This is a genomic window from Streptomyces sp. NPDC085932 (genome assembly GCF_044540525.1).
Classification (GTDB): domain Bacteria; phylum Actinomycetota; class Actinomycetes; order Streptomycetales; family Streptomycetaceae; genus Streptomyces; species Streptomyces levis.
In genome coordinates this window covers 191,461-216,838 of the sequence record NZ_JBITSJ010000004.1, presented here as the reverse complement: position 1 = coordinate 216,838, position 25,378 = coordinate 191,461, and the positions used below count along the sequence as shown (strand labels likewise).

General features: G+C 73.4%; 23 protein-coding genes. 19 read left to right on the top strand and 4 right to left on the bottom strand.

Annotated elements, in window-relative coordinates; all coding sequences use genetic code 11:
* Nucleotides 1-13: 13 nt before the first annotated feature.
* Nucleotides 14-955, bottom strand: coding sequence for a helix-turn-helix transcriptional regulator (locus ACIGAQ_RS21260; protein WP_311678073.1), 942 nt, complete (start codon nt 953-955; stop codon nt 14-16).
* A 367-nt stretch (nt 956-1,322) separates the two neighbouring features.
* Here ACIGAQ_RS21260 and ACIGAQ_RS21255 point away from each other — a divergent pair, with 367 nt between their 5' ends.
* Nucleotides 1,323-1,658 carry a hypothetical protein gene (locus tag ACIGAQ_RS21255; protein WP_094054633.1) on the top strand — a complete coding sequence of 112 codons (336 nt, stop codon included), beginning with the start codon at nt 1,323-1,325 and terminating at the stop codon, nt 1,656-1,658.
* A gap of 167 nt (nt 1,659-1,825) precedes the next feature.
* Here the strand turns inward: ACIGAQ_RS21255 and ACIGAQ_RS21250 are convergent, their stop codons facing one another.
* On the bottom strand, nt 1,826-2,242 hold the full coding sequence (locus ACIGAQ_RS21250) for a TIGR03618 family F420-dependent PPOX class oxidoreductase (RefSeq protein ID WP_311678071.1): 417 nt from the start codon (nt 2,240-2,242) through the stop codon (nt 1,826-1,828).
* Nucleotides 2,243-2,344: 102 nt separating this feature from the next.
* Here ACIGAQ_RS21250 and clpB point away from each other — a divergent pair, with 102 nt between their 5' ends.
* A complete protein-coding gene (clpB, locus tag ACIGAQ_RS21245) occupies nt 2,345-4,942 on the top strand; it encodes an ATP-dependent chaperone ClpB (protein WP_399784968.1) in 2,598 nt (865 codons plus the stop codon).
* Between the two features lie 18 nt (nt 4,943-4,960).
* Here the strand turns inward: clpB and ACIGAQ_RS21240 are convergent, their stop codons facing one another.
* Nucleotides 4,961-5,455, bottom strand: coding sequence for a hypothetical protein (locus tag ACIGAQ_RS21240; protein WP_399784965.1), 495 nt, complete (start codon nt 5,453-5,455; stop codon nt 4,961-4,963).
* Nucleotides 5,456-5,615: 160 nt separating this feature from the next.
* On the opposite strand from ACIGAQ_RS21240, the gene ACIGAQ_RS21235 reads away from it, so the two are divergent.
* Complete coding sequence (locus ACIGAQ_RS21235) at nt 5,616-6,143, top strand: YbjN domain-containing protein (RefSeq protein WP_037765125.1); 528 nt, start codon at nt 5,616-5,618, stop codon at nt 6,141-6,143.
* Nucleotides 6,144-6,256: 113 nt separating this feature from the next.
* Here the strand turns inward: ACIGAQ_RS21235 and ACIGAQ_RS21230 are convergent, their stop codons facing one another.
* Nucleotides 6,257-7,456: a pyridoxal phosphate-dependent aminotransferase gene (locus tag ACIGAQ_RS21230; protein WP_311678064.1), complete on the bottom strand. Its 1,200-nt coding sequence runs from the start codon at nt 7,454-7,456 to the stop codon at nt 6,257-6,259.
* 128 nt (nt 7,457-7,584) lie between these two features.
* Between ACIGAQ_RS21230 and ACIGAQ_RS21225 the strand changes: the two genes are divergently transcribed.
* From ACIGAQ_RS21225 to ACIGAQ_RS21150, 16 genes are all read left to right on the top strand, one after another.
* Nucleotides 7,585-7,878 carry a hypothetical protein gene (locus tag ACIGAQ_RS21225; RefSeq protein ID WP_311678063.1) on the top strand — a complete coding sequence of 98 codons (294 nt, stop codon included), beginning with the start codon at nt 7,585-7,587 and terminating at the stop codon, nt 7,876-7,878.
* A gap of 581 nt (nt 7,879-8,459) precedes the next feature.
* Nucleotides 8,460-8,987: a DUF2617 family protein gene (locus tag ACIGAQ_RS21220; protein WP_311678062.1), complete on the top strand. Its 528-nt coding sequence runs from the start codon at nt 8,460-8,462 to the stop codon at nt 8,985-8,987.
* A 168-nt stretch (nt 8,988-9,155) separates the two neighbouring features.
* Nucleotides 9,156-10,814 carry a polyamine aminopropyltransferase gene (locus tag ACIGAQ_RS21215; RefSeq protein ID WP_399784960.1) on the top strand — a complete coding sequence of 553 codons (1,659 nt, stop codon included), beginning with the start codon at nt 9,156-9,158 and terminating at the stop codon, nt 10,812-10,814.
* 470 nt (nt 10,815-11,284) lie between these two features.
* Nucleotides 11,285-12,229, top strand: a complete 945-nt coding sequence (locus ACIGAQ_RS21210; protein ID WP_399784957.1) for an SRPBCC domain-containing protein — start codon at nt 11,285-11,287, stop codon at nt 12,227-12,229.
* Between the two features lie 116 nt (nt 12,230-12,345).
* The gene (locus ACIGAQ_RS21205; protein ID WP_362276384.1) at nt 12,346-13,134 is read left to right on the top strand and encodes an aldose 1-epimerase; all 789 of its coding nucleotides are present in this window, start codon (nt 12,346-12,348) and stop codon (nt 13,132-13,134) included.
* A 10-nt stretch (nt 13,135-13,144) separates the two neighbouring features.
* A complete protein-coding gene (gene pyrE, locus ACIGAQ_RS21200) occupies nt 13,145-13,693 on the top strand; it encodes an orotate phosphoribosyltransferase (protein WP_399784954.1) in 549 nt (182 codons plus the stop codon).
* Nucleotides 13,694-13,840: 147 nt separating this feature from the next.
* Entirely contained in the window at nt 13,841-14,863 is a 1,023-nt protein-coding gene (gene fbaA, locus ACIGAQ_RS21195; protein WP_309096337.1) for a class II fructose-bisphosphate aldolase, read from the top strand.
* 87 nt (nt 14,864-14,950) lie between these two features.
* Complete coding sequence (locus ACIGAQ_RS21190; protein ID WP_399784951.1) at nt 14,951-16,417, top strand: MFS transporter; 1,467 nt, start codon at nt 14,951-14,953, stop codon at nt 16,415-16,417.
* Nucleotides 16,418-16,872: 455 nt separating this feature from the next.
* Nucleotides 16,873-17,286 (top strand): DUF3151 domain-containing protein, encoded by a 414-nt coding sequence (locus tag ACIGAQ_RS21185; protein WP_311678053.1) that lies wholly within the window; start codon nt 16,873-16,875, stop codon nt 17,284-17,286.
* 148 nt (nt 17,287-17,434) lie between these two features.
* Nucleotides 17,435-18,265: a tryptophan 2,3-dioxygenase family protein gene (locus ACIGAQ_RS21180; protein WP_362276392.1), complete on the top strand. Its 831-nt coding sequence runs from the start codon at nt 17,435-17,437 to the stop codon at nt 18,263-18,265.
* A complete protein-coding gene (kynU, locus tag ACIGAQ_RS21175; protein ID WP_399784947.1) occupies nt 18,258-19,442 on the top strand; it encodes a kynureninase in 1,185 nt (394 codons plus the stop codon). The genes ACIGAQ_RS21180 and kynU overlap by 8 nt, the downstream gene beginning before the upstream one ends.
* A gap of 255 nt (nt 19,443-19,697) precedes the next feature.
* Nucleotides 19,698-20,564 carry an alpha/beta hydrolase gene (locus ACIGAQ_RS21170; protein WP_399784944.1) on the top strand — a complete coding sequence of 289 codons (867 nt, stop codon included), beginning with the start codon at nt 19,698-19,700 and terminating at the stop codon, nt 20,562-20,564.
* A 565-nt stretch (nt 20,565-21,129) separates the two neighbouring features.
* Entirely contained in the window at nt 21,130-22,062 is a 933-nt protein-coding gene (locus ACIGAQ_RS21165; protein ID WP_399784942.1) for an alpha/beta hydrolase, read from the top strand.
* A complete protein-coding gene (locus tag ACIGAQ_RS21160; protein WP_311678045.1) occupies nt 22,055-23,263 on the top strand; it encodes an acyltransferase in 1,209 nt (402 codons plus the stop codon). The genes ACIGAQ_RS21165 and ACIGAQ_RS21160 overlap by 8 nt, the downstream gene beginning before the upstream one ends.
* The gene (locus ACIGAQ_RS21155; protein ID WP_399784937.1) at nt 23,256-24,668 is read left to right on the top strand and encodes a sensor histidine kinase; all 1,413 of its coding nucleotides are present in this window, start codon (nt 23,256-23,258) and stop codon (nt 24,666-24,668) included. The genes ACIGAQ_RS21160 and ACIGAQ_RS21155 overlap by 8 nt, the downstream gene beginning before the upstream one ends.
* Nucleotides 24,665-25,348 carry a response regulator transcription factor gene (locus ACIGAQ_RS21150; protein WP_362276406.1) on the top strand — a complete coding sequence of 228 codons (684 nt, stop codon included), beginning with the start codon at nt 24,665-24,667 and terminating at the stop codon, nt 25,346-25,348. The genes ACIGAQ_RS21155 and ACIGAQ_RS21150 overlap by 4 nt, the downstream gene beginning before the upstream one ends.
* The last annotated feature ends 30 nt before the right edge of the window (nt 25,349-25,378 follow it).

Sequence of the window (25,378 nt, the reverse complement as noted above, 5' to 3'; positions counted from 1 at the left end):
GGCTTCCTCCTGTTCAGTGGTCCTGCTGCAGGATCCCCGACTGGGCGATGAGATAGCCCAGCTGGGCCCGGCTGCCACTGCCCAGGGCCGAGGCCAGCTTGGCTATGTGGGCCCGGCAGGTGCGCACGTTCATGCCGAGGCGGCGGGCGATGGCCTCGTCCACGTGGCCCTCCACCAGGAGTTTGGCGATGGAGTGCTGGATCTCGGTGATGCCGTCGGACGCCGCCTCGTAGGGTGCGCCGGTGCTCATGGGCACGGCACGGTCCCAGAGGTACTCGAAGACCTTGATGAGGTAGCGCACGAGCCCGGGATGGCGCAGTTCCAGAGCGATCTGCTGGTCGTCGCGCGCGGGGATGAAGGCGACGGTCTCGTCGCAGATGATCAGGCGCTCGACGAGTTCGTCGATGGTGCGGTACTCCACCTTCCCCTCGGACAGCCGCGCCACGTAGGCCAGTTTCTCGGGGTTGTACCGCGCGGTGTGCTGGTACAGACTCCGCACCTTGACGCCGCGGTCGATCAGGGGCTTGTCGCGTTCGAGACTGCGCAGCAGGCTGCGCTCGGAGACACGGTCGCTGGGCTGCACCGTCAGCAGCTCCGCCTGGCACTGGGCGGTGGCCAGGTTGAGCGCGGCGTTGATGCGTTCACCGCCTTCGAGGACGGTGATGGAGTCGCTGGACGCCGTGTGGGTACCCATGGCCATGAAAGGCTGGAAGGTCTCCGCCAGGTCGACGGCCAGGCGCCTGCGCTGGGCGATCTCGCTCTCCAGCGGACCCAGCTGCCGGGACAGGGCGATGACCGGGGGCACCGGACGCAGCCAGTCGGGGTCGTCCGGGTCGGGGTGGAGGAGGTCGAACTCCACCAGGCAAGGCGCCGACTCCACTTCCGCGCGTGCGATGCGTCCGGTACGCAGAGCGGAGGCGTACAGACGGCCTCCCTCCTCGCACCACTCGGTCATCGCATGGGGATGTGTCTCTCTTGTCGGATTCGTTGCCAAATCTCCACCCCCCAGGGTCCTGAACATGCAGGAACATGATGCATCGATTGTGTGGCCATGACGTGCCCGAATGAGCCATCGTCGTACTCGACGGGGGAAAAGGGGACCTTCAAGTGAGGACGAAGCCGACTATGCGTAACAAAATGCTTCGCTCGGTGCTTGTCGCCGCCTTCTCCGCCGTCGTGGCCCTCGGTGTACTGAGCGGCTTCTCCGATGAGGAGAGCGGAACCCGGGCGAACACGCAGTGGCCGGCGGTGGCTGTGAACGCGGCAGTCGCTGACAACACCCAGTGGCCGAGCCCCGGGGTCGACGGAGCGGGGAGCTGACCGTGACCACTCCACCCGACGACCGCTCCTTCCGCCGTGAAATGGCCACCGCCTACCGCTCCGGCTGGCACTTCATCGACCTGGTCACCGCCATCCCCCACAGCGGTGACTCGCTGATGGTGACCGTGTTCGGTGAGCCGGTCGTCGTCACGCGGGACGAGGACGGAGACGTGCGGGCGTACCGGTGTCTGCGGCGGCCTCGGGGGGCGCCGCAGCCAGTGCGATGCGCCGTGCGGTACGGAATGATCTTTGTGAACCTGGACCAGCGGGACCATCAGCAGGTGGAGGCCGACTCCCCTGTCCCGCGGACCATCTCTGCCACCCCCCGCAGTGCCTGACGCGATTCCCCCGTCGTAACAGATCGCTCAGGTGCTTCCCCCCGCAGCGGCGTCACCGTGACCTGAACACGGTGACGCCGCTGCAGTTTGTGGGGACATTTCCGGGCATCCACCCGCTTCCCGTGTGGCCGGAACCAGTCGATCACCGGTGTGGATGTTCACTTCGCTCAACCGCGCCCCAGTGCGCGCGTCAGCTCTATCTCGATGACCACCCGTGACGGATTCGGCGAGGGCGTCCGCCCGTAGCGCTCCGCGTAGCGGCGTTCCGCCTCGGCCACCCGCTCCGGTTCCGTGCGGACGAAGGCCCGGCCCTCCAGTGTCGCCCAGCGCCGGCCCTCCAGCTGGCAGACGGCGACCGCCGCCCCCGCGTCCCCGGCGGCCAGCACGTGCCGCACCTTCGCGCTCGTCCTGTTGGTGATGACCCGAGCGAGCCGGGCCGCGGGATCGTATGTCACCCCGACGGGTACCACGTGCGGAGTGCCGTCCGGGCGGAGCGTCGTCAGGGTGCACAGGTGCCGTTCCCGCCAGAAGCCGAGATACGACGGGTCCGGGGCGCCCGGATCGACGGAGTACTTGGTCGCCATGGTCCGGAACTTAGCTCCTGCGCCTCCCCGGTACTGCCTTGAGTGGAGTAGACTCAACTTTGTGTAAGTCGTTCGGGTCAGTGCAAGGAGGAGAACGCGAACGTGGACGCCGAGCTGACCAACCGGAGCCGGGACGCGATCAACGCTGCCAGCAACCGGGCCGTGACCGAGGGACACCCCGACCTCACCCCCGCCCACCTGCTCCTCGCACTGCTCCAGGGGCAGGACAACGAGAACATCACCGACCTGCTCGCCGCGGTCGACGCCGACCAGGCCGCCGTGCGCTCCGGCGCCGAGCGCGTGCTCGCCGGGCTGCCCAGCGTGACCGGGTCGACCGTCGCGCCGCCCCAGCCCAACCGCGAGATGCTCGCCGTCGTCGCCGACGCACAGACCCGCGCCAAGGACCTCGGCGACGAGTACCTCTCCACGGAGCATCTGCTCATCGGCATCGCCGCCAAGGGCGGCGCGGCCGGCGAGGTGCTCTCCCAGCAGGGCGCCGACGCCAGGAAGCTCCAGGCCGCCTTCCAGAAGACGCGAGGACAGCGCCGCGTGACCACCGCCGACCCCGAGGGCCAGTACAAGGCCCTGGAGAAGTTCGGGACCGACTTCACCGCCGCCGCCCGCGAGGGCAAGCTCGACCCGGTCATCGGCCGGGACCAGGAGATCCGGCGCGTGGTGCAGGTGCTGTCCCGCCGCACCAAGAACAACCCCGTGCTGATCGGCGAGCCCGGCGTCGGCAAGACCGCCGTCGTAGAAGGGCTCGCCCAGCGGATCGTCAAGGGCGACGTGCCCGAGTCGCTCAAGGACAAGCGGCTCGTCGCGCTCGACCTCGGCGCCATGGTCGCCGGGGCCAAGTACCGCGGCGAGTTCGAGGAGCGCCTGAAGACCGTCCTGGCCGAGATCAAGGACTCCGACGGCCAGATCATCACCTTCATCGACGAGCTGCACACCGTCGTGGGCGCCGGGGCCGGCGGCGACTCCGCCATGGACGCCGGCAACATGCTCAAGCCGATGCTGGCCCGAGGCGAGCTGCGCATGGTCGGCGCGACGACCCTCGACGAGTACCGCGAGCGGATCGAGAAGGACCCCGCCCTGGAGCGGCGCTTCCAGCAGGTGCTGGTCGCCGAGCCGTCCGTCGAGGACTCCATCGCGATCCTGCGCGGACTCAAGGGCCGCTACGAGGCCCACCACAAGGTGCAGATCGCCGACAGCGCGCTCGTCGCCGCCGCGTCGCTGTCCGACCGGTACATCACCTCCCGTTTCCTGCCCGACAAGGCGATCGACCTCGTCGACGAGGCCGCCTCGCGGCTGCGCATGGAGATCGACTCCTCGCCCGTCGAGATCGACGAGCTCCAGCGCGCGGTGGACCGGCTGAAGATGGAGGAGCTGGCGATCGGCAAGGAGACCGACGCGGCCTCCCGCGAGCGCCTGGAGAAGCTGCGCCGCGACCTCGCCGACAAGGAGGAGGAGCTGCGCGGCCTGACCGCCCGCTGGGAGAAGGAGAAGCAGTCCCTCAACCGCGTCGGTGAGCTGAAGGAACGCCTCGACGAACTGCGCGGGCAGGCCGAACGCGCCCAGCGCGACGGCGACTTCGACACCGCCTCCAAGCTGCTGTACGGCGAGATCCCGGCCCTGGAGCGCGACCTGGAGGCCGCCTCCCAGGCCGAGGAGGAGGTCGCCAAGGACACCATGGTCAAGGAGGAGGTCGGCGCCGACGACATCGCCGACGTCGTCGCCTCCTGGACCGGCATCCCCGCCGGGCGGCTGATGGAGGGCGAGACGCAGAAGCTGCTGCGCATGGAGGACGAGCTGGGCAAGCGGCTCATCGGCCAGAGCGAGGCCGTACGGGCCGTGTCCGACGCCGTGCGCCGCTCGCGCGCCGGGATCGCCGACCCCGACCGGCCCACCGGGTCCTTCCTCTTCCTCGGCCCCACCGGCGTCGGCAAGACCGAACTCGCCAAGGCCCTCGCCGACTTCCTCTTCGACGACGAGCGGGCCATGGTCCGCATCGACATGTCGGAGTACAGCGAGAAGCACAGCGTGGCCCGCCTCGTCGGCGCCCCGCCCGGATACGTCGGCTACGAGGAGGGCGGCCAGCTCACCGAGGCCGTGCGCAGGCGGCCGTACTCCGTCGTCCTGCTGGACGAGGTCGAGAAGGCCCACCCCGAGGTCTTCGACATCTTGCTGCAGGTGCTGGACGACGGGCGCCTCACCGACGGGCAGGGCCGCACGGTCGACTTCCGCAACACGATCCTGGTGCTCACCTCGAACCTGGGCAGCCAGTTCCTGGTCGACCCGATCACCAGCGAGGAGGAGAAGAAGGAGCAGGTGCTGGAGGTGGTGCGCAGCTCCTTCAAGCCGGAGTTCCTCAACCGCCTGGACGACCTGGTCGTCTTCGCGGCGCTGACCAAGCCGGAGCTGGAGCGCATCGCCAAGCTCCAGATCGACCGTCTGGCCAAGCGCCTCGCGGAGCGGCGCCTGGCCCTCGACATCACGCCGGAGGCTCTGGCCTGGCTCGCCGAGGAGGGCCTGGACCCGGCCTACGGGGCCCGGCCGCTGCGGCGGCTCGTCCAGTCGGCCATCGGCGACCGCCTCGCCAAGGAGATCCTCTCCGGGGAGATCAAGGACGGCGACACGGTCCGGGTGGACCGCTTCGAGGACGGGCTCCTGGTGGGCCCGGCCACGGGCAAGACGCTGTAGGAGGCCCGGCCCCGAGGGTCACATCGTGAACGCCGAGAAGCGCACCAGCGCCGTCTCGGCGTTCACGTGCTCCACCCGCACCTGCACCACGTGCGCCCGTGCGGTGCCCGGCAGGCCGTCCTCGTGGGTCACGTCGAGGCAGAGCGCCCCGCAGTCGCCGCCCCCCGTGCGCGGCGCCGGAGCGTCCGGGTAGGTCGCACGCAGCCAGCCGCGCACGTCCGCGCGGGGCATCCGCAGCACCGCCGAGTACGCGGTGTCGATGCCCCGCTGCACGGTGCACTCGCGCGCCTCGGCGCCGGCCGGACGGGCGGCGCCGCCGAACGCCAGGGCCTCCGCGCAGGGAACGCCGGCCGCCGCGCCGGAGCGGTCGTCCCCGTTCTCGTCGTTCTCGTCCGACCAGGCCCACATGAAAAGGCCCAGGACGAGGAACCCGAGCACGAGCACCGGCAGCGCCACGAACGGCAGGACCAGCCCCCACCGGGTACGTCCTCGCCCCGCTTCCACCACGGCCACCGCCCCCTGTCGTCCACCCTTGGGGGAGACGGGCTGCGGCACCCGGAGGTTGCGGTTGACCGGATCGTGTCAGCCGTGGGCTGACAGGGTCAGTCGGGGCTTGCCACCCCCCTCCCCGCATGGGGGAGGATGGCGGAATCCGTACGAAGGGAAATTCACGGTGACCATCGACCCGTCCTCGATTCCGAACTTCGGGGGCCAGCCCGAGCCGCAGCCGCAAGGACCGGCGGGCCCCGTCGTCCCGGATCAGGACCTCGTGAAGCAGCTCCTCGACCAGATGGAGCTCAAGTACGTCGTCGACGACGAGGGAGACCTCGCGGCGCCGTGGGAGCAGTTCCGCACCTACTTCATGTTCCGTGGAGAGGGAGACCAGCAGGTCTTCTCCGTGCGGACGTTCTACGACCGGCCCCACGAGATCGAGGCCAAGCCGCAGATCCTGGAGTCCATCGACGACTGGAACCGCCGCACCCTGTGGCCCAAGGTCTACAGCCACACCCACGACGACGGCACGGTCCGCCTCATCGGCGAGGCCCAGATGCTGATCGGCATGGGCGTGAGCCTGGAGCACTTCGTCTCCTCGACGGTCAGCTGGGTGCGCGCCGCGATCGAGTTCGACAAGTGGCTCGTCGAGCAGCTCGGCCTGGAGCAGGAGATCAACGAGGCGGAGAAGCCCGAGGACGACGAGTAGACCCCGAGCGACCTCTCACGGCGCGTCGGCGCGCACGCACACGGTGCGCGCCGCACGCGCCGTCTGCCTTTTCACGCCGTTCGGGCTCACGCCTACGCCGGCAGCTCCGTTCCTCAGGCGCTCGCCACGCCCTTGAGCCGTCGCACCGCCTCCTCCAGGACCGCCGTCCGCTTGCAGAAGGCGAAGCGCACGAACGGGGCGCCCTCCGCGCGGTGGTCGTAGAAGACCGCGTTGGGGATGGCCACGACGCCCGCGCGTTCCGGCAGGGCGCGGCAGAAGGCCGTGCCGTCGCTCTCCCCGAGCGGGCGGATGTCGGTGGTGACGAAGTACGTGCCCGAGGGGCGGAAGACCCGGAACCCGGCGTCCTGCAGGCCCGCCGCCAGCAGGTTCCGCTTGGCCAGCATGTCGGCGCGGAAGTCCGTGAAGTACGACTCCGGCAGGGCGAGCGCCTCCGCGACGGCGTACTGGAAGGGCCCCGCCGAGACGTACGTGAGGTACTGCTTCGCCGAGCGGACCGCCGTGATCAGCTCCGGGGCGGCCGTCACCCAGCCGACCTTCCAGCCGGTGAACGAGAACGTCTTCCCGCTGCTGGAGATGGTGACCGTGCGTTCGCGCATCCCCGGGAGGGTCGCCAGCGGCACGTGCTCCGCGTCGTCGAAGACCAGGTGCTCGTACACCTCGTCCGTCACCACCAGCAGGTCCCGCTCCACCGCCAGCTCGGCGATCGCGGCCAGCTCCGCCCGGGTGAGGACCGTGCCGGTCGGGTTGTGCGGCGTGTTGATCAGCAGCAGGCGGGTGCGGTCGGTGACGGCGTCCCGCAGCTCGTCCAGGTCCAGCCGGAAACGGCCCTCCTCGACGTCGGCGCGCAGCGTCACCGGCACCCGGCGCCCGCCCGCCATCGCGACACACGCCGCGTAGGAGTCGTAGTACGGCTCCAGGGCGACCACCTCGTCGCCGGGCTCCACCAGTGCCAGCAGGGCGGCGGCGATGGCCTCGGTGGCGCCGGCCGTGACCAGGACCTCCGTGTCGGGGTTCCAGGACAGTCCGTAGCGGCGCTGCTGGTGGGCGGCGATCGCGGTGCGCAGCTCGGGCACGCCCGGGCCCGGCGGGTACTGGTTGCCGCGGCCGTCCCGCAGTGCCCGTACGGCCGCCTCCCTGACCTCCTCGGGGCCGTCGGTGTCGGGGAAGCCCTGCCCGAGGTTGATGGCCCCGGTGCTCAGGGCCAGGGCCGACATCTCGGCGAAGATCGTCGTCCCGAACTCGGCGAGCCGGCGGTTGAGGAGGGGGCGCGCACTGGAGGTCATGCGGCTCATCCTGCGCCGAAGCTCTGGAGTTCCTCAACTCTGCTTTGGCGCGGTCGGGGGTCGGGAATCTCCCGGTCACGCTAGAGCGAGGCGCCCACGGGGGGCCGCTTCGGGGGAAACGGAAGGAGGGTGGCGCCATGGTCTTCGGCATCATCCTGGCGGTGATCGGGGTCCTGTTCGTGGGGGCGCTGGTGTCGCTCGCCCGCAGGGGCGGTTCCCGCCGTCCCGTGGGGACGACGCGGAGCGGGGCGCGGGCGTCCAGCAGGTCGTCCAGCGACAGCGGCAGCGCGAGCTGGTGGGCGGGCGGGGGCGACTCCGGCTCGTCCGGCGGCGACAGCCACCACGGGGGAAGCTCCTGCGGCGGCGGCTCGTCCTGCGGAGGCGGGTCGTCCTGCGGCGGGGGCGGTGGCTGCGGCGGCGGGGGCAGCTGACCCGGGGAACCGACCCGGGCCGGCCGCTCACCCGACGGGGAAGCCGCAACCACCGCGCGCGGGGTCCGCACCTGGGGCGGGCCCCGCGTTCCGCTGTCCGGGGTTCCCGTACGGAGGACCCGTCGTACGGATGTCGCACCGAATCGCGTGTGTTCGGGCACATTCGCGTGCCTGTAGGACAAGACGACCCGGGCGGAGCGCCGTTCCGTCGTGACTCCGGCAACTGCGGCCGTCAACAGGTGACTTCGGCAATCCGGCGCGCGCCGCGACGGTGGTCCGGGCCGGTGCCGGGCGCGAGCCGGGGCGCACCGGCGCACGCCTCCCCGGCACCGGCGCACGCCGTAGTTGAACAGTTGAGCTGTGGAGCCCTCTGAGGGATGGAAACCCTACGAACTTGGGTAAAAACGCTGTGGCGGCGCCACAGTTCATGATTCCCTCTCCATCACCAACGCAGCCTCTCGGACGTCTGGCGGACACCTCCCCGAAACCGGCCGACCGGGCTGATCCGGGCCGAATCTCCCGGTGCGACCGGGGTGCGGCGGACCCACCTCCCTCTCCTTGTGTGCTTGCGGAGCCGATCCATGCTCACGACCCTGAACACCTCCTACACCGATACGCGCGCAGCCGATCTCGCCTGGGCCCTGGGGCGCGAGCCGCTTCCCGCACTGGCCACCCTCGACCTCGAACTGACGGGCGTGAAACTGCAGTTGCGCCTCCTCGGCGCGTCCCACCAGGTGCTGCTGGAGGAGGCGGGAGGCATCTGCTCCGAGACGGTGGCGTGCATCCCGGGCAGCAGCACGCCGCTCCCGCTCGGCGTCGCCAAGCGGGTGGACGACTGGGAGTACGAGTTCGCGGCCCGGGTCGAAGTCCTCTCGCCGGGCTCCTTCGCGGGCCGCGCCCAGGAGTTGCTGGCCCTGGTCTCCGACCATCCGCACGGTCTCGCCGGCGTCTTCCCCGGCAGCCCGCACGCCTTCACGGCCCTGCTCGCCCAGCACCACGAGGGGCAGGTGCACTGGCGCACCTGGCACGCGTACCCGCAGGACGGGCAGTTGGTGGCGACCCGGACGAAGGTGGGCGTGCGCGTCCCGGCGACGGCCTCCGTCAACTGATCCGGACCTCAGGTGAACCGGGCCCGGCCGGACCGGCCACGACCGAACCGGCCCCAAGTGAGCGGTTGCGGTGCTCAATCCGATCTCGTACCGGCATCGGCCACGTGTAAACCAGCACCACACGTGTGGGTGACGAACCGCAGTCGAGGCGTGACGTAACGTCGCAGCGTGATCGAGCCGCACGCGCCCGCCAAGCCCGGTTCCCCGCCGCACCGGAGCGCCCGGGGCGGCCCCACCGGGCCGGCGCCGCTGCCCGTCCGGCCCGGCACCGGACGGTTCCTGGTCCTCGCGGGCGTGTTCGTCTGCGCGGCCTGCGGACTCGTGTACGAACTGGAACTCGTCGCACTCGCCGCGTACTTGATGGGCGACTCGGTCACCCAGGCATCCGTCGTGCTGTCCGTCATGGTCTTCGCGATGGGCCTCGGCTCCCTCGCCGCGAAGCGGCTGCGCCCCCGCGCCGCGGCCGGCTTCGGCGCCGTCGAGGCCACCCTCGCCCTGGTCGGCGGGTGCAGCGCGATGGCCCTGTACGCCGTCTTCGCCTGGACGGGCGACTGGGGCGGCGTGTGGGCCGACGGACCGCGCTGCGTGCTGGTCGCCTTCTCCCTCGCCACCGGGCTGCTCATCGGGGCCGAGGTCCCGCTGCTGATGGAGCTGATCCAGCGCGTCCGCCGCCAGGACGCCGGCGGCGCGGTGGCCGACCTGTTCGCCGCGGACTACGTGGGCGCGCTGGTGGGCGGACTCGCCTTCCCGTTCCTGCTGCTGCCGTTCTTCGGGCAGTTGACGGGCGCGCTGCTCACCGGCGCGGTCAACGCGGTCGTCGGCGGCGCGCTGGTGCTCGGGCTGTTCCGCCGCGATCTGTCCCGCAGGGCGCGGTGGCTGCTGCTGCTCGGCAACGTGTGCGTGCTGGCGGTCCTCGCCTCGGCCGCCGTCCTCGTCGACGACTTCGAACGGGCCGCGCGGCACGCCGTGTACGGCGGGGACGTCCGGGTGGCGCTGCAGAGCGACGTGCAGGAGGTCGTCCTCAAGGGCGGGACGCGGGGCCGGCCCCTGGACGTCTTCCTGGACGGGCGCCTGCGGGTCAGCGGGCGGGACGAACGGCGCTATCACGAGGCCCTGGTCCACCCCGCCATGGCCGGGCCGCACGCGCGCGTGCTGATCCTCGGCGGCGGGGACGGACTCGCGGCCCGCGAGGTGCTGCGCCATCCCGGGGTGGACCGGGTCGACGTCGTCGAACTCGACGCGGAGGTCGTCCGGCTGGCCCGCACCGACCCGGGCCTGTCCGCGCTGAACCGGCACGCGTTCGGCGACCCGCGCGTGCACGTGACGATCGGCGACGCCTTCGGCTGGCTGCGGGGCGCGCCCCCGGCGGTGTACGACGTGGTCGTCTCGGATCTGCCCGACCCGGGCATCACGGCCAGCGCGAAGCTGTACTCGCAGGAGTTCTACGGCCTGGCGCGGCGCGTGCTGGCCCCGGGCGGCCGGGTCGTGGTGCACGCCGGGCCCGTGGAGTCCAGCCCGCGCGTGTACTGGACGGTGGAGTCGACCCTGCGCGCGGCCGGTCTCGGCACCGCCCCCTACCGGGCCGGCGGGCGGCACGCCGGATTCGCGGTCGGGCCCGACCGTACGCCCGCCGAACGCTCCCGGGCGCCCCGGGACTGGGGTTTCGTCCTGGCCGCCGCCGACAAGCGGCCCCGGCCGCGGCTCGACGCGGACGGGCCGCGTCCCCTCGTCCTCACGGACGCGTCCCTCGCGGCGGGCGAACGGGCGGCGCGCGCCACGCGGATCCCCGGGCTGCCGGCCTCGACGCTGGTGCATCCGCGGTACTGACCGCCCGCGCCCGTTGGGACGCGGCGCTTCCAGCGGACCGAGGGGGTTTGGGGGGCGCGAGTCGGACTCTGGGGGACCGCGGCGCTTCCGGAAGGCCGAGTCGCTTTCGGGGGAGGAGGGACCGGGGCGGGCTCCGGCGCCTTCGGGGGACCGCGGCGTTTTCTGGGGGTCCGGGGTGGGTCGGTGGACCGCGGCGCTTCTGGGGTCTGGGATGGATCGGTGGACCGCGGCGCCTTCGGGGGACCGGGGGGGGGCTCCGGTGGACCGCGGCGGCGCCTTCGGGGTCCGGGGCGGGCTCCGGTGGACCGCGGCGCTTCCGGGGGAGGGGACGGGCTCCACCCGGACAGGGGCGGGTTCCGGCGGACCGGCGGGTTCCGGCGGGTCGGAGGGTACGCCTGGCGGGGGCGGATCGGGGGTGAATTCACCAGGGGCGGGTGCGATGCGGCCATGGCTGGGTAGAGTCCGTCGACATGGAGCACGAGGTGTTCGTTCCGGTTCCGGCCGAGCGGCTCAGGGAGGTGCTGGACGACCCCGCGCGGGTCGCCCGGGCGGTGCCCGGGCTCCAGCAGGACGCCGGTGCCGAGCCCGTCGCCGGGCGGCTGAAGATCCGGGTCGGCAGCCACTCCGTCACCTACCGCGGTGCCGTACGGGTATCCCGGCGGGGCACCGACACGTACGGCGTCGAGGGATCGGCGCAGGAGTCGCGCGGCAGCGGCTCGGTCACGCTCGCGCTGCGGATCGCGCTGCGCGAGGCCGAGGACGGCTGCACCGTCCTGTTCGACGCCACGGCCACGGCGGACGGCCGCATCAGGGACCTGCCCGCGGACGCGGTGGAGGGCGCGGTCACCCGGCTGCTGAACCGTTTCGCGGAACACCTCGGTCAGGCGGCCCCGGAGACGACCGGGCCACCGGCCCCCGGGACGACCACACCGCCGGCCCCGCAGGACGCCGAGCCCCGGGCCACGGCGGACCACGAGACGACCCCCGGCGCCGACGAGCCGCCGCCCCCGACGGGCGGCGGCGCGGCCGGCAGCGGTGAGGAGAAGGGCGCCGGACGGGCACCCGGCCCCGAGTCCGGCCTGACGGAAGGGCCCCGCCCCGGCTTCGGGACCGGCGTTCCGCCCTCCCCGCTCGACCCCGTGAACGAGCGCGACGCCGGCGACGAGGACGACGCGGCCGACGAGGACGACGACGAGGCCGACGAGGACGTCGCCGAGGCGGCCCACGCGCGGCGGACCATGATCGGCCGCAGCGCCGAGGAGGTCGACCACGCCCCGCCCCGCGGCCGCTACGCCCCCGTGCCCGCGCCCCAGACCGTCGCGCCCCCGGGCCCGCTGCGCTGGGCGGTCCCCGCCGCCGCCCTCGCCGTGGCCTCGGCGATCGTCGCGGTCCGGGCCCTGCGCCGGCGCCGTTGAGCAGCCTCGCCACGGCCCTGCCACGGCCCCGGCGCGCGGTCCGACACGGAGCCCTCTCGGCCACCCGACAGCTCGGACACGGAAGGCCCTCTTGATCACCCCAGTAGGGTCGTCCCGTGAGTGACGAAGACATCACGCTGACCGCGGGTGACGCGGAGGTGACCGTGCAGCCGGGCAACGGCGGCCGGGTCGGAGGGCTGCGGATCGGCGGCGTGGAACTGCTCCGGCAGGGCGAGCGGTTCGGCTGCTTCCCGATGGTGCCCTGGTGCGGACGGATCCGGGACGGCCGGTTCCTGGACGGCGCCGTCGTACGGCAGATGCCGCTGAACGCCCCGCCCCACGCCATCCACGGCACCGTCCGCGAGCACGCCTGGCGCACCGCCCGCACGAGCACGGACGAGGCCGTCCTCACCTACGAGCTGGTCGCCCCCTGGCCGCACCCGGGCCGCGTCACGCAGATCGTCGCGCTGACCGAGGACGCCCTGACGCTGACCATGTCCGTGGAGACGTACGAGTCGTCCTTCCCGGCGCAGATCGGCTGGCATCCCTGGTTCAACCGGAACCTCGGCGGCGAGGACGTGCACCTCGACTTCGACCCCGCCTGGCAGGAGGAGCGCGGCGACGACCATCTGCCCACCGGCAACCGCCTCGACCCCGAGCCCGGTCCCTGGGACGACTGCTTCGGCATGCCCGGCGGCGTCGACGTGACCCTCACCTGGCCGGGGCAGCTGGAGCTGAAGGTGACCAGCCGCGAGGAGTGGGTGGTCGTCTACGACGAGCAGCGCGAGGCCGTGTGCGTGGAGCCGCAGACCGGCCCGCCCAACGGCCTGAACACCATGCCGCGCCTGGTCACGCCCCTGGAGCCGCTGGAGGCCACCACCACCTGGAGCTGGCGCCGCCTCTAAGCTGGGCGCCATGACGGACACGCGCGGCGCGCTGCTGCAGCAGATCAAGGACAAGGCCGTGGTGCACGGCAAGGTGACTCTGTCGTCGGGTCTGGAGGCCGACTACTACGTCGACCTCAGGCGCATCACCCTCGACGGGGAGGCCGCTCCGCTGGTCGGCCAGGTGCTGCTGGACCTGACCGCGGACCTGGAGTTCGACGCCGTCGGCGGCCTGACCATGGGCGCCGACCCGGTCGCCGCCGCGATGCTGCACGCGGCCGCCGTCCGCGGGAAGCGCCTGGACGCCTTCGTCGTGCGCAAGGCCGCCAAGGCGCACGGGCTGCAGCGGCGCGTCGAGGGCCCGGACATCGCCGGCCGCCGGGTGCTGGTCGTCGAGGACACCTCCACCACCGGCGGTTCCCCGCTCACCGCCGTCGAGGCCGTGCGCGAGGCCGGGGCCGAGGTCGTCGCCGTGGCGACCATCGTCGACCGGGCGACCGGCGCCGCCGAGAAGATCCAGGAGGGGGCCGGGGTGCCGTACCTGTTCGCCTTCTCCAAGGACGAGCTGGGCCTCGACTGACCGAGGGCCGACCAGGGCGTGGACGTGGCCTGGACCTTCCGGCCAAGTCTGGAAAGATGGGGCCGACGATGACGTCGCACCCCAAGGTCTAGGTCAGGGCCGTTAGACACAGCAGTACGTCAACCCGCAGATACAAGGAGCGGACGCATGCCCATCGCAACTCCCGAGGTCTACAACGAGATGCTGGACCGGGCGAAGGCAGGAAAGTTCGCCTACCCGGCCATCAACGTGACCTCCACCCAGACCCTGCACGCGGCCCTGCGCGGTTTCGCTGAGGCGGAGAGCGACGGCATCGTCCAGATCTCCACGGGTGGCGCCGAGTTCCTGGGCGGTCAGTACAGCAAGGACATGGTGACCGGCGCGGTCGCCCTGGCCGAGTTCGCGCACATCGTCGCCGAGAAGTACCCGGTGAACATCGCGCTGCACACGGACCACTGCCCGAAGGACAAGCTCGACGGGTACGTACGCCCGCTGCTGGCCCTGTCCAAGAAGCGCGTCGACGCCGGTCTCTCCCCGCTGTTCCAGTCGCACATGTGGGACGGCTCCGCCGAGACCCTCGCCGACAACCTCTCGATCGCGCAGGAGCTGCTGGAGCAGGCCCGCGCCGCGAAGATCATCCTCGAGGTGGAGATCACCCCGACCGGTGGCGAGGAGGACGGCGTCTCCCACGAGATCAACGACTCCCTCTACACCACGGTCGACGACGCGATCCGCACCGCCGAGGCCCTCGGCCTGGGCGAGAAGGGCCGCTACCTGCTCGCCGCGTCCTTCGGCAACGTGCACGGCGTGTACAAGCCGGGCAACGTCGTCCTCCGCCCCGAGCTGCTGAAGGAGCTGAACGAGGGCGTCGCCGCCAAGTTCGGCAAGGGCTCCCCGTTCGACTTCGTCTTCCACGGCGGCTCCGGCTCCACGGAGGAGGAGATCCGCACCGCGCTGGAGAACGGCGTCGTGAAGATGAACATCGACACGGACACCCAGTACGCGTTCACGCGCCCGGTCGCGGACCACATGTTCCGCAACTACGACGGCGTCCTGAAGGTCGACGGCGAGGTCGGCAACAAGAAGACCTACGACCCGCGCACCTGGGGCAAGCTCGCCGAGGCCTCCATGGCCGCGCGCGTCGTCGAGGCCTGCGGCCACCTGCGCTCGACCGGCACGAAGATCAAGTAAGTCCTGGTCCGGGTCGGGTTCGCCCCGGTTCGCTCGCGTGGAGCCCGGCACCTGCTCAGGTGCCGGGCTCTTCCGTATGCTCCCTGCATGCCCGACGTCCGGCTGGCCTCACCGCAGGGCAAGTGGATCCTGCTCACCACCGTCCTCGGCTCCTCCATGGCGCTGCTGGACTCGACCGTCGTCAACGTCGCCCTGCCGCGCATCGGCCGTGACCTCGACGCGGACCTGGCCGCCCTGCAGTGGACGGTCAACGCGTACATGGTCACGCTGGCCGGGCTGATCCTGCTGGGTGGTGCGCTCGGGGACCGGTTCGGGCGGCGGAAGGTCTTCGTCGTCGGAGTGGTGTGGTTCGCGGTGGCGTCCCTGCTGTGCGGGATCGCGCCGAACGCGGAGGTGCTCATCGCCGCGCGCGCCCTGCAAGGGGTGGGCGGTGCGCTGCTGACGCCCGGGTCGCTGGCGCTGATCCAGGCGTCCTTCCATCCCGACGACCGGGGGCGGGCCGTGGGCCTCTGGTCCGGCTTCGGCGGGATCGGGGCGGCGGTCGGCCCGTTCGTCGGGGGCTGGCTGGTGGACGGGCCGGGATGGCGGTGGGTGTTCCTGCTGAACGTGCCGCTCGCGGCGCTGTGCGTGCCGGTCGCGCTGCGGCACGTGCCCGAGTCCGGCGACGGGCGGGCGCACGGGCGGTTCGACGTGCTCGGGGCGGTGCTGGGCGCGGTGGCGCTGGCCCTGGTGACGTACGGGCTGATCGCGGCCGGGGAGGACGGCGCCGTGGCGGTCATCTCGGCGGCGGCCGGGGTGGCCGCGGCCGTCGCCTTCGTGGTCGTGGAGCGGCGGCGGGCCGAGCCGATGATGCCGCTGGAGCTCTTCGCCTCCCGGCAGTTCACGGCCGTCAACCTCGTCACGCTGTGCGTGTACGCCGCCCTCGGCGGTTTCTTCTTCCTCGCCGCGCTCCAGCTCCAGGTGGTCGTGGGCTACTCGGCCCTCGCGGCCGGTACGGCGCTGCTGCCCACGACCGTACTGATGCTGCTGCTGTCCGCGCGCTCCGGGGAACTGGCCGACCGGGTCGGGCCGCGCCTGCCGCTGACGGTGGGACCGCTGCTGTGCGCGGCCGGGATGCTGCTGATGCTGCGGGTCGGGCCGGGCGCGTCCTACCCGGCCGACGTGCTGCCGGCGCTGCTGGTGCTCGGGCTGGGCATGGTCACGCTGGTGGCGCCGCTGACGGCGACCGTGCTGGGGTCGGTGGACGTGGCCCGGGCGGGACTGGCCAGCGGGATCAACAACGCGGCGGCCCGGGCGGCGGGGCTGGTGGCGGTGGCGGCGCTGCCGCTGCTGGCGGGGATGGGGGAGGAGGCGTACCGGGAGCCGGCGGCCTTCGACACGGCGTTCGGCCGGGCCATGGTGTGGTGTGCCGGGGCGCTGGTCGTGGGCGCGGTGGTGGCGGCCGCGGTGGTGCGCCGGCCTCCGCCGGGGTGCAAGCGGCCGGAGTGTCTGCGGCACGGCGGTGTCACGGCACCGCCGCTGGAGGGGGAGCCGGTGCGCAAGCGGTTGTCCTGAGCGCGCCGGGCAGAACGCGGAGCCCCGTGCCGCGAGCGGGGTGATTGTGCGGGGTGGTGAGGCCGGGGTCGCGGGGTGGTTGTGCGGGGCGGCGAGGCCGGGGTCGCGGGGTGGCTGTGCGGGGCGGTGAGGCCGGAGTCGCGGGAAGTCCGTGCGGCGTGGCGGGCCGGGGCGTCGTGCGACCGGGAATGCGGGGCGGGAGGCCGGGCCTGGGGCGTCGTGCGACCGGGGATGCCGGGCGGGTGTCGGGACTGGGCGTTGCGCGGGCGGGGATGCGGGACGGTGTCGGGCCCGAGCGTCGCGCAGGCCGGGGGGCGTGCGGGGTGCCGAGGCCCGGGGCGCCGGCGGTGGCTGCGTCGGTGCAGCGGTGGATCTCGAAGAGGTCCTCGTCGACCGGCTGCGCGCAACCGGGGACGGCTGCCCGCCGCGGATGCGGATGGCGCAGACTTGTCCTCATGTCCATTCACGAGAACCTCCTCGGGGGCCCGCCCCCGACCCACCTCCCCGACGACCCCGGGCCCCGGGAAATGCTCGCGTCGGGCGCGGCGCCCGCCGACGTCGCCGCCGCGCACCCCACCTCCTCGCTCGCCTGGGCGCAGCTCGCCGACGAGGCGTTCGAGCGCGGCGCGGCCGTGGAGTCCTACGCGTACGCCCGTACGGGCTACCACCGCGGCCTGGACGCGCTGCGCCGCAACGGCTGGAAGGGCCACGGCCCGGTGCCGTGGGAGCACGAGCCGAACCGCGGCTTCCTGCGCGCCCTGCACGCCCTCGCCCGTGCCGCCCGGGCGATCGGCGAGCAGGAGGAGTACGAGCGCTGCTCGCAGTTCCTGAAGGACTCCTCGCCGACGGCCGCACAGGTCCTCGGCTGACCGTCCGCGCACGTGAGGCCCGTCCCGTCCGGCGGGCGGGCCTTGCGGTCGGGGAAGCGAGACCGCAGGATGCGGATGGGGACCGGGGCCCCCGTGCCGGCATCGGCAGGGGCGGACCGCTACCCGGAGTTATCTGCAGGAGACAGCGATGTCCCACGAGGCTCACGAGCCCGAGACCCCGCATCTCGACTTCCACGGCACGACGCCGTACGAGGACTACGTCAAGGCGGACGTGCTCACGCACCTCCAGCACACCCTCTCCGACGACCCCGGAGAGATGGTCTTCCTGGTGACGACCCAGGTGATGGAGCTGTGGTTCACCGTCATCGTCCACGAGTGGGAGACGGCGGCGCACGCGCTGCGGGGCGACGACGTCCCCACCGCCGTCGCCGCGCTGAAGAGGTCCGTACGGGAACTGGAGGCGCTCAACGCCTCCTGGAAGCCGCTCGGCCAGCTCACGCCGGCCCAGTTCAACTCGTACCGCGGCGCCCTCGGCGAGGGCTCCGGCTTCCAGTCGGCGATGTACCGGCGGATGGAGTTCCTGCTCGGCGACAAGTCGGCGTCCATGCTCGTCCCGCACCGCGGCTCCCCGCGCGTGCACGCCGAACTGGAGAAGGCGCTGCACGAGCCGAGCCTGTACGACGAGGTCGTGCGGCTGCTCGCGCGGCGCGGGTACGACATCCCCGAGTCGGTGCTGCGGCGCGACGTCGCCCGGCGCTACGAGCCCTCGCCCGAGGTGGAGGCCGCCTGGACGGCCGTGTACTCGGGCGACGAGCAGGACGAGGTCGCCCGCCTCGGCGAGGCGCTGAGCGATGTCGCCGAGCTGGTGTGGCGCTGGCGCAACGACCACCTGGTCGCCACCCGCCGCGCGATGGGCGCCAAGACCGGCACGGGTGGCTCCGCCGGGGTGGCCTGGCTGGAGAAGCGCGCGCAGAAGAACGTCTTCCCCGAGCTGTGGACGGCGCGGTCGTATGTCTGAGCTGAACGTGCGCGCGGAGAAGCTGGACGCCGCCGACGAACTGGCCGGCAAGCGGGCGGAGTTCGTCACCGACGACGTCGTCTACCTCGACGGCAACTCCCTCGGCGCGCTGCCGGCCGTCGTCCCCGGGCGGGTGGCGGACGTCGTCCGCCGCCAGTGGGGCGAGCTGCGCATCCGGTCGTGGGAGGAGAGCGGCTGGTGGACGGCGCCCGAGCGGATCGGCGACCGGATCGCCCCGCTGGTCGGGGCCGCGGCCGGGCAGATCGTGGTCGGGGACTCCACGAGCGTCAACGTCTTCAAGGCCCTCGTGGGCGCGGTGCGGATGGCCGGGGAGGGGCGTGACGAGATCGTCGTCGACGCCACGACCTTCCCGACCGACGGGTACATCGCCGAGTCCGCCGCGCGGATGACCGGCTGCGCGCTGCGGCCCGTGGCCCCGGCCGACGTGCCGGACGCGCTGGGCGGCCGTACCGCCGCCGTCCTGCTCAACCACGTGGACTACCGCACCGGCCGGCTGCACGACCTGCCGGGCCTGACGGACACGGTGCACGAGGCGGGCGCGTACGTCGTCTGGGACCTGTGCCACAGCGCGGGCGCGCTGCCGGTGGGGCTGGACGAGCACGGCGTGGACCTGGCGGTCGGCTGCACCTACAAGTACCTGAACGGCGGGCCGGGTTCGCCGGCGTACCTGTACGTGCGGCGGGAGCTGCAGGACCGTTTCGACTCCCCGCTGCCGGGCTGGAACTCCCACGCCGAGCCCTTCGGGATGCGCACCGGCTACGCACCCGCCGCCGGCGCCCTGCGCGGCCGGGTCGGCACGCCGGACATCCTCTCCATGCTCGCCCTGGAGGCGGCCCTCGAGGTGTGGGACGGCGTCCCGGTGGAGGCCGTGCGGGCCAAGTCCCTCGCCCTGACGGACTTCTTCCTGGAGTGCGTGGCGGCATACGTGCCCGAGGGCCGGGTCGAGTGCCTGACGCCGGTGGCGCACGCGGAGCGGGGCAGCCAGATCGCCCTGCGCTGCGACGACGCCGGTGACGTGATGAAACGGCTGATCGCGCAGGGTGTCGTCGGCGACTTCCGGGCGCCGGACGTACTGCGTTTCGGGTTCACGCCGCTGTACGTGGGCTTCGCCGACGTGGAGCGGGCCGCGCGGGTGCTGGCCGGGACGCTGGACTGAGCCGGGATGCTGGGCTGAGCCGGGACGCTGGGCTGAACCGGAACACGGGCTGAGCGGAGGTGCCTCGGCCGGGTCGCGGCCGGGCCGGGCGCGCCGGGCGCTCCCGGCCCGCCGGTGCCGTGACGACGGCACCGGCCGCACCTCACCCAGCGTGACATCCCCGTGTCCCCGCATGTCACGGGCCTGGTACCGTCCCGGCCAACGGCTGAACTCCCCTGGTCCGCCGCGTACGTTACATCGCTGAGAGGTTGGAGCATGACGGACGACGCCGCAGCTGCACGGGCCGCTGCCGAGGAGAAGTCGGCCTTCTCCCACGCGCCCGTCGACCCCGACGCCACCGCGGCCTACGGTGACCACCCCGACCAGGTGATCGACTTCTACGTGCCCCGCGCGCAGGGCGGCCCGGGCGGCCCCGCCCCGGTGGTGGCCGTGTTGCACGGCGGTGCCTGGCGAGGCCCGTACGACCGCCGCCACATCAGCCCCTTCGCCGGGTTCCTGGCCCGGCGCGGGTTCGCCGTGGCCAACGTCGAGTACCGGCGCGGCGGCGACGACACCTCCGTCGCGGGCCGCTGGCCCGACACGTTCGACGACGTCGCCGCAGCGCTGGACGCCCTCCCGGCGCTCGTGGGCGAGTTCCTGCCGCAGGCCGATCCGCGCCGTACGGTCCTCACCGGCCACTCGGCGGGCGGGCACCTCGCGCTGTGGGGCGCCGCCCGGCACGTCCTGCCGGCCGGCTCGCCCTGGCGCGGCGGTGGCTCGGCGACCCTGCGCGGCGTGGTCGCCCTGGCCCCGATCGCGGACTTCGCGGTCGCCGACAAGCTGGACGTCTGCGACGGTGCGGTACGTCAACTGCTGGGCGGCGACGAGCACTTCGCCGAGCGGCAGGCGCTGACGGACCCGGCGCTGCTGCTGCCGACCGGCATCGCCACGACCCTCGTGCAGGGCCGCGCCGACCGCGACGTGCCGCAGATGGTCGCCGAGTCGTACGCGGACGCGGCGGCGAAGGCCGGGGAGATGGTGGGTGTGACGCTGCTGGAGGACGTGGGGCACTTCCCGCTCATCGACCCGGCGGCGGACGCGTGCGCGGTGGTGGCCGAGGAGATCGCACAACTGGCCTGGTAGCGGGCCTGCCACGGCGGCCCCCGGTCATACCCCTAGTACTTGAGAGCTACCCCGCAGGTGAGTTCCCCGGCGGGACGCGGACGACGGCTCGCGCTCCGTAACTTCCCTTCCACGCAGACCCGATGGCCGGGTGCGGTGGAGGGGGAGAACCGTGGGATCCGCAGCGAGGGCCCGGCATGCCGATCCCGAGGGGCACGCGGCGAGGACCGACCGCGACGATCCCGAGGGGCACGCGGCGAGGACCGACCGCGACGATCCCGAGGGGCACGCGGCGAGGGGCTGTCGTGGCGCCGCCGTGGGGTGCGCGGCGAACTGCCGTGGACCTGCCGTGGGATGTGTGGCGAAGGCCTGTCGTGGCGCCGCCGGGGGACGCGCGGGGGAGGCCCGCCGGGACCACGCCGTGGGGTGTGCGGCGAGGGCGGGCTGTCGTGGCGCAACCGAGGCTCAGGACCACGCCGCGGGGTGCGCGGCGCAGGCCCGTCGCGGTGATGCCGTAGGGCGCGCGGCGAAGGGGCCTCGTGGCAGGGGCGGGCGGTCTTCCCGTGCCGGTCGGTGGCGTCGGGCCGTGCTCGCCGCCCTCGTCGCGGCCGCGGTGGTGCTGCCGCTGTCCGCCGCCGTGCGGCCGGAGATCCCCGCACCGGCCCCCGCCGTCCTCGCCCCGCTGGACGCCTCGACCCTCGACGAGGCCTACGCCGCCAACCGGGCCAACGCCGCCGAGGCGGCCCGCATGGCCGCCGCCCACCACGACCGGGACCGGGCCGCAGCGGACCGCGAACTGGCCGCCCCCGACCGGCAGTTGCTCGCGTTCGACGGCCGCGGCTCCGGCCGCGTGACGGAGGTCCTGGGCGACCTCGCCCGGGCCGACCGCGTCGCCGTCCTGGTCCCCGGCTCCGACACCGGCATCGACACCTACGGCCGGTTCCACGCGGCGGCCGCCGCCCTGCACGCACGGCTCGCACGGCAGGCCCCGGCGGGCCCGCGCACCGCGGTCGTCGCCTGGCTGGGCTACGAGACGCCCGGCACGGTCAGCACGACGGTCACCACCACCGGCCGGGCGGACGAGGCCGCCCCGCACCTGCGCGCCCTCGTGGCCCGGCTGCGGGCCGTCGCCGGCGCAGGGACGCGCGTGGCGCTGCTGTGCCACTCCTACGGCTCGGTCGTCTGCGCACGGGCCGCCTCCGGGCTCGCCGTCGACGACATCGCGTTCGTCGGCAGCCCCGGCACCGGCGCCGGCTCCGCGGCTGCCCTGCGCACGCGGGCCCGCGTCTGGGCGGCCCGGGGCGGCGACGACTGGGTGGAGAACGTCCCGCACCTCAGCGCGGACCTGTTCGGCACCACCGTCGGCTTCGGCACCGACCCCGTCTCCCCGGCCTTCGGCGCCCGCGTCTTCGCGGCCGGCGACGGCGGCCACAGCGACTACTTCCGGCCCGGCTCGACCTCCCTGACCAACCTGGCCCGGATCGTCCTGGGCGAGACGAAGGCGGTGACCCATGACTGACCTCCGCGTACGAGACGTCCGGGGCCGGCTGCGACGCGGTGCGCAGCGGGTCGGCGCGGCCACCCCGCCCGGCCGCGACCGGGCCGTGGACGCCCTGCGGGCCGCCGCCGTCCTCGGCGTCGTGCTCGGGCACTGGCTGGTGACGGCCCTGGTCGCCGACAGCGGCACCCTGCGCACGGCCAGCCCTTTGCGGCACATGCCCTGGTTCGCGCCCATCTCCTGGATGTTCCAGACGCTCGCCGTGTTCTTCCTGGTCGGCGGACACGTCGCCACCCGCGGATACGCCTCGGCCCGCGCCCGGGGTGTGCCGTACCGCGGTTGGCTGACGGGCCGGCTGACGCGGCTGGGCCGGCCGGTCCTGGCCGTCCTCGGCCTGTGGACGGTCGCCGCGACGGCGCTGCTGCTGTCGGGCGTGGAGTTCGGCACGGTCCGCACGCTGGTGAAGCTGGCCCTGTCCCCGCTGTGGTTCCTGGTGGTGTTCGCCGTCCTCACGGCGGCGACCCCGCTGCTGGCCCGGCTCAGCCCGTTGTGGCCGCTGGCCGTCGTCCTCCACGTGGACCTGCTCCGCTTCGGCCTCGGCGGTCCCGCCTGGCTGGGCTGGGTGAACGTGATCGCGGGCTGGCTCGTGCCGTACACGCTGGGCGCCGCCTGGACACGGGGCGAACTGGAACGCCCGCGCGCAGGCTGGATCCTGCTCACGGCGGGGGCGGCGGCGACCGCGGCGCTCGTGGCCTGGGCGGGCTACCCCGCGTCGATGGTGGGCGTGCCGGGCGAGGGCGTGTCCAACCTGGACCCGCCGACGCTGGCCGTCGTCACGTTCGGCCTGGCCCAGTGCGGGCTCGCCCTGCTGCTGCGCGAGCGGCTGCGGCGGGCGATGCGCCGGCCCGTGGCCTGGGCGGCGGTGGCCCTCGTCAATCTCTCGGCGATGACGGTCTTCCTCTGGCACCAGACGGCCCTGATGGCCACGACCGCCACCGGCCTCCTCGCGGGCCGGCTCCCCGGGCTGCACACCCCGCCCGACGGTCTGGGCTGGGTCGGGGCCCGGCTGCTGTGGCTGCCCGTGTTCGCCGTGGCCCTGGCGGTCTGCTGGGCCGCCTTCCGTTCCTTCGAGCGGGGCGGGGGCCGGGACCGCCGGTCGCGGGTGGTGCGCGAGCACCGCCCGTCCGACCGGGGGACGACGACGGCGGCGCGTCATGTCTAGGCTGGGCCGGGTGAGGGACACGGGGGTGGGCCGCGTGCTGCGAGCGCGCGTCACGGGATGGCTGCGCGTGCTGCGCGGAGACCTGTGGACCGCCCGGGTGGATCCGCTGCCGCCCTCCACCTGGCTGCGCTGGCTGCCGCACGGGATCGTGTGCCTGGCGGCGTTCGGGGTGACCGTCGGCGGCGCCGGCGACATGACCGACAACGGCCAACTCGCCGCGGGTTCGGCCCTGCTGATCGCGGGCACCCAGGGCGGCGCCATGGTCCTGGGCCTGTGGCGGCCGGTGCCGGCGTGGTGGCTGTCCCTGGGCGCCTTCCTGGTGGGCGCCGTGGCGGTGCGCGGCCGGCTCGGGTTCGACGACCCGGAGACGTACACCTGGCCGTGGACCGCGGCCGGTCTGATCGCCGAGATGTTCGTGCTGCTGCTGCTCGCGCTGCGGGTCCCCACCCGCGCCGCGACGGCGGCCCTGGCCCTGACCGCGCTGCTCACCTACGTGTCGGAGAGCCTGCGGCGCGCCGCACCGTACGACACCACCGGTGTGCTCGCCCTCTCCCTGTTCACCGTCGTGGTGATAGTCGGCACCGCCCTGCGCGGCCGCCGCGAGGCCCGCGCGCAGCTCGTCGAGCAGACCACGCTCACCGCCGAGGAGCGCACCCGCCGCACGCTGCTGGAGGAGCGCAGCCGCATCGCCCGGGAGCTGCACGACGTGGTCGCCCACCACATGTCGGTCATCTCCATCCAGGCGCAGGTCGCCCCGCACCTCGTGCAGGACCCGCCCGACGAGCTCAAGGAGAACCTCGCCGGCATCCGGCAGAACGCGCTGGAGGCGCTGACCGAGCTGCGCCGCGTGCTGGGCGTGCTCCGCTCGGAGCACCCCGGCCCGGGGGAGTCCGCCGCCCCCGGCGACACGGCCGGCGCGCACACCCCGCAGCCCACGCTCGACCGGCTCGACGCGCTGGTGGAGAACACCCGGGCCGCCGGCCGCGAGGTCCTCACGGAGATCAACGGCGAGCGCCGTCCCCTGCCGCCCGGGGTGGAGTTGTCGGCGTACCGGATCGTGCAGGAGGCGCTCAGCAACGCCCTGCGGCACGCGCCCGGCGCGCGCATCACCGTCCGGCTCACCTACGAGGCGGACGGCCTGGAAGTGGAGGTGGTCAACGGCCGGCCCGTCGCGCCCCCGCCGCCGTCGACCGGTGCGGGGCACGGGCTGCTCGGCATGCGCGAGCGCGTGGCGATGCTGGGCGGCACCATGACGGCCCATCCGTGGCACTGGGACGGCTTCAAGGTCACCGCCTTCCTCCCGGACACCCCGCCCGCCGACGCCCCGGGCACCGACCGCAGCGCGGACCGCGGCACCGGCCGCGTCACCGACCGCATCACCGACCGCGAGGGAAGGACCCCATGACGAGCGGCACCGGCGACCCCATCCGGGTCCTCATCGTCGACGACCAGGGCATGGTCCGGCAGGGTTTCACCGTGCTGCTCGGCACCCAGCCCGACATAGAGGTCGTCGGCGAGGCCCGGGACGGCGAGGAGGCCGTCGCCAAGGCCGCCGAGACCGCTCCGGACGTCGTCCTCATGGACATCCGCATGCCCGGCGTCGGCGGCATCGAGGCCACCGAGCGCATCACCGCCGCGCACCCGGACATCCGGGTGCTGGTGCTGACCACCTTCGACCTCGACGAGTACGTGTACGACGCGCTGCGCGCCGGGGCCTCCGGGTTCCTGCTCAAGGACGCCTCCTCGGAGCAGCTCGCCGAGGCGGTCCGGGTGGTGGCGGCCGGGGAGGCCCTGCTCGCCCCGGTGATCACGCGCAAGCTGATCGCCGAGTTCTCCCGGCTCGACGGCAGGCCCCGCGCCCCGCTGAAGGAGCGCGTCGGCGACCTCACCGAACGGGAGACGGAGGTGCTCGCCCTGATCGCGCAGGGCCTGTCCAACGCGGAGATCGCCCGGCACCTGTTCGTGGCGGAGCAGACGGTGAAGACGCACGTGGGCCGGATCCTGGTGAAGCTGGGCCTCAGGGACCGGACACAGGCGGCGGTGTTCGCCTACGAGTCGGGCCTGGTGCGGCCGTCGGGGTACTGACGGGGACGGACGGGCGCTGACGTGCCCGGG

Excerpts from the sequence above, each read along its gene's own strand:
- kynU (WP_399784947.1), top strand. The coding sequence starts at position 18,258 with ATGTCTGAGCTGAACGTGCGCGCGGAGAAGCTGGACGCCGCCGACGAA.
- ACIGAQ_RS21210 (WP_399784957.1), top strand. The coding sequence starts at position 11,285 with ATGGAGCACGAGGTGTTCGTTCCGGTTCCGGCCGAGCGGCTCAGGGAG.
- ACIGAQ_RS21150 (WP_362276406.1), top strand. The coding sequence starts at position 24,665 with ATGACGAGCGGCACCGGCGACCCCATCCGGGTCCTCATCGTCGACGAC.
- ACIGAQ_RS21180 (WP_362276392.1), top strand. The coding sequence starts at position 17,435 with ATGTCCCACGAGGCTCACGAGCCCGAGACCCCGCATCTCGACTTCCAC.
- fbaA (WP_309096337.1), top strand. The coding sequence starts at position 13,841 with ATGCCCATCGCAACTCCCGAGGTCTACAACGAGATGCTGGACCGGGCG.
- ACIGAQ_RS21220 (WP_311678062.1), top strand. The coding sequence starts at position 8,460 with ATGCTCACGACCCTGAACACCTCCTACACCGATACGCGCGCAGCCGAT.
- ACIGAQ_RS21190 (WP_399784951.1), top strand. The coding sequence starts at position 14,951 with ATGCCCGACGTCCGGCTGGCCTCACCGCAGGGCAAGTGGATCCTGCTC.
- ACIGAQ_RS21160 (WP_311678045.1), top strand. The coding sequence starts at position 22,055 with ATGACTGACCTCCGCGTACGAGACGTCCGGGGCCGGCTGCGACGCGGT.
- ACIGAQ_RS21155 (WP_399784937.1), top strand. The coding sequence starts at position 23,256 with ATGTCTAGGCTGGGCCGGGTGAGGGACACGGGGGTGGGCCGCGTGCTG.
- ACIGAQ_RS21225 (WP_311678063.1), top strand. The coding sequence starts at position 7,585 with ATGGTCTTCGGCATCATCCTGGCGGTGATCGGGGTCCTGTTCGTGGGG.
- ACIGAQ_RS21170 (WP_399784944.1), top strand. The coding sequence starts at position 19,698 with ATGACGGACGACGCCGCAGCTGCACGGGCCGCTGCCGAGGAGAAGTCG.
- ACIGAQ_RS21230 (WP_311678064.1), bottom strand. The coding sequence starts at position 7,456 with ATGAGCCGCATGACCTCCAGTGCGCGCCCCCTCCTCAACCGCCGGCTC.
- ACIGAQ_RS21260 (WP_311678073.1), bottom strand. The coding sequence starts at position 955 with ATGACCGAGTGGTGCGAGGAGGGAGGCCGTCTGTACGCCTCCGCTCTG.
- ACIGAQ_RS21250 (WP_311678071.1), bottom strand. The coding sequence starts at position 2,242 with ATGGCGACCAAGTACTCCGTCGATCCGGGCGCCCCGGACCCGTCGTAT.
- pyrE (WP_399784954.1), top strand. The coding sequence starts at position 13,145 with ATGACGGACACGCGCGGCGCGCTGCTGCAGCAGATCAAGGACAAGGCC.
- ACIGAQ_RS21185 (WP_311678053.1), top strand. The coding sequence starts at position 16,873 with ATGTCCATTCACGAGAACCTCCTCGGGGGCCCGCCCCCGACCCACCTC.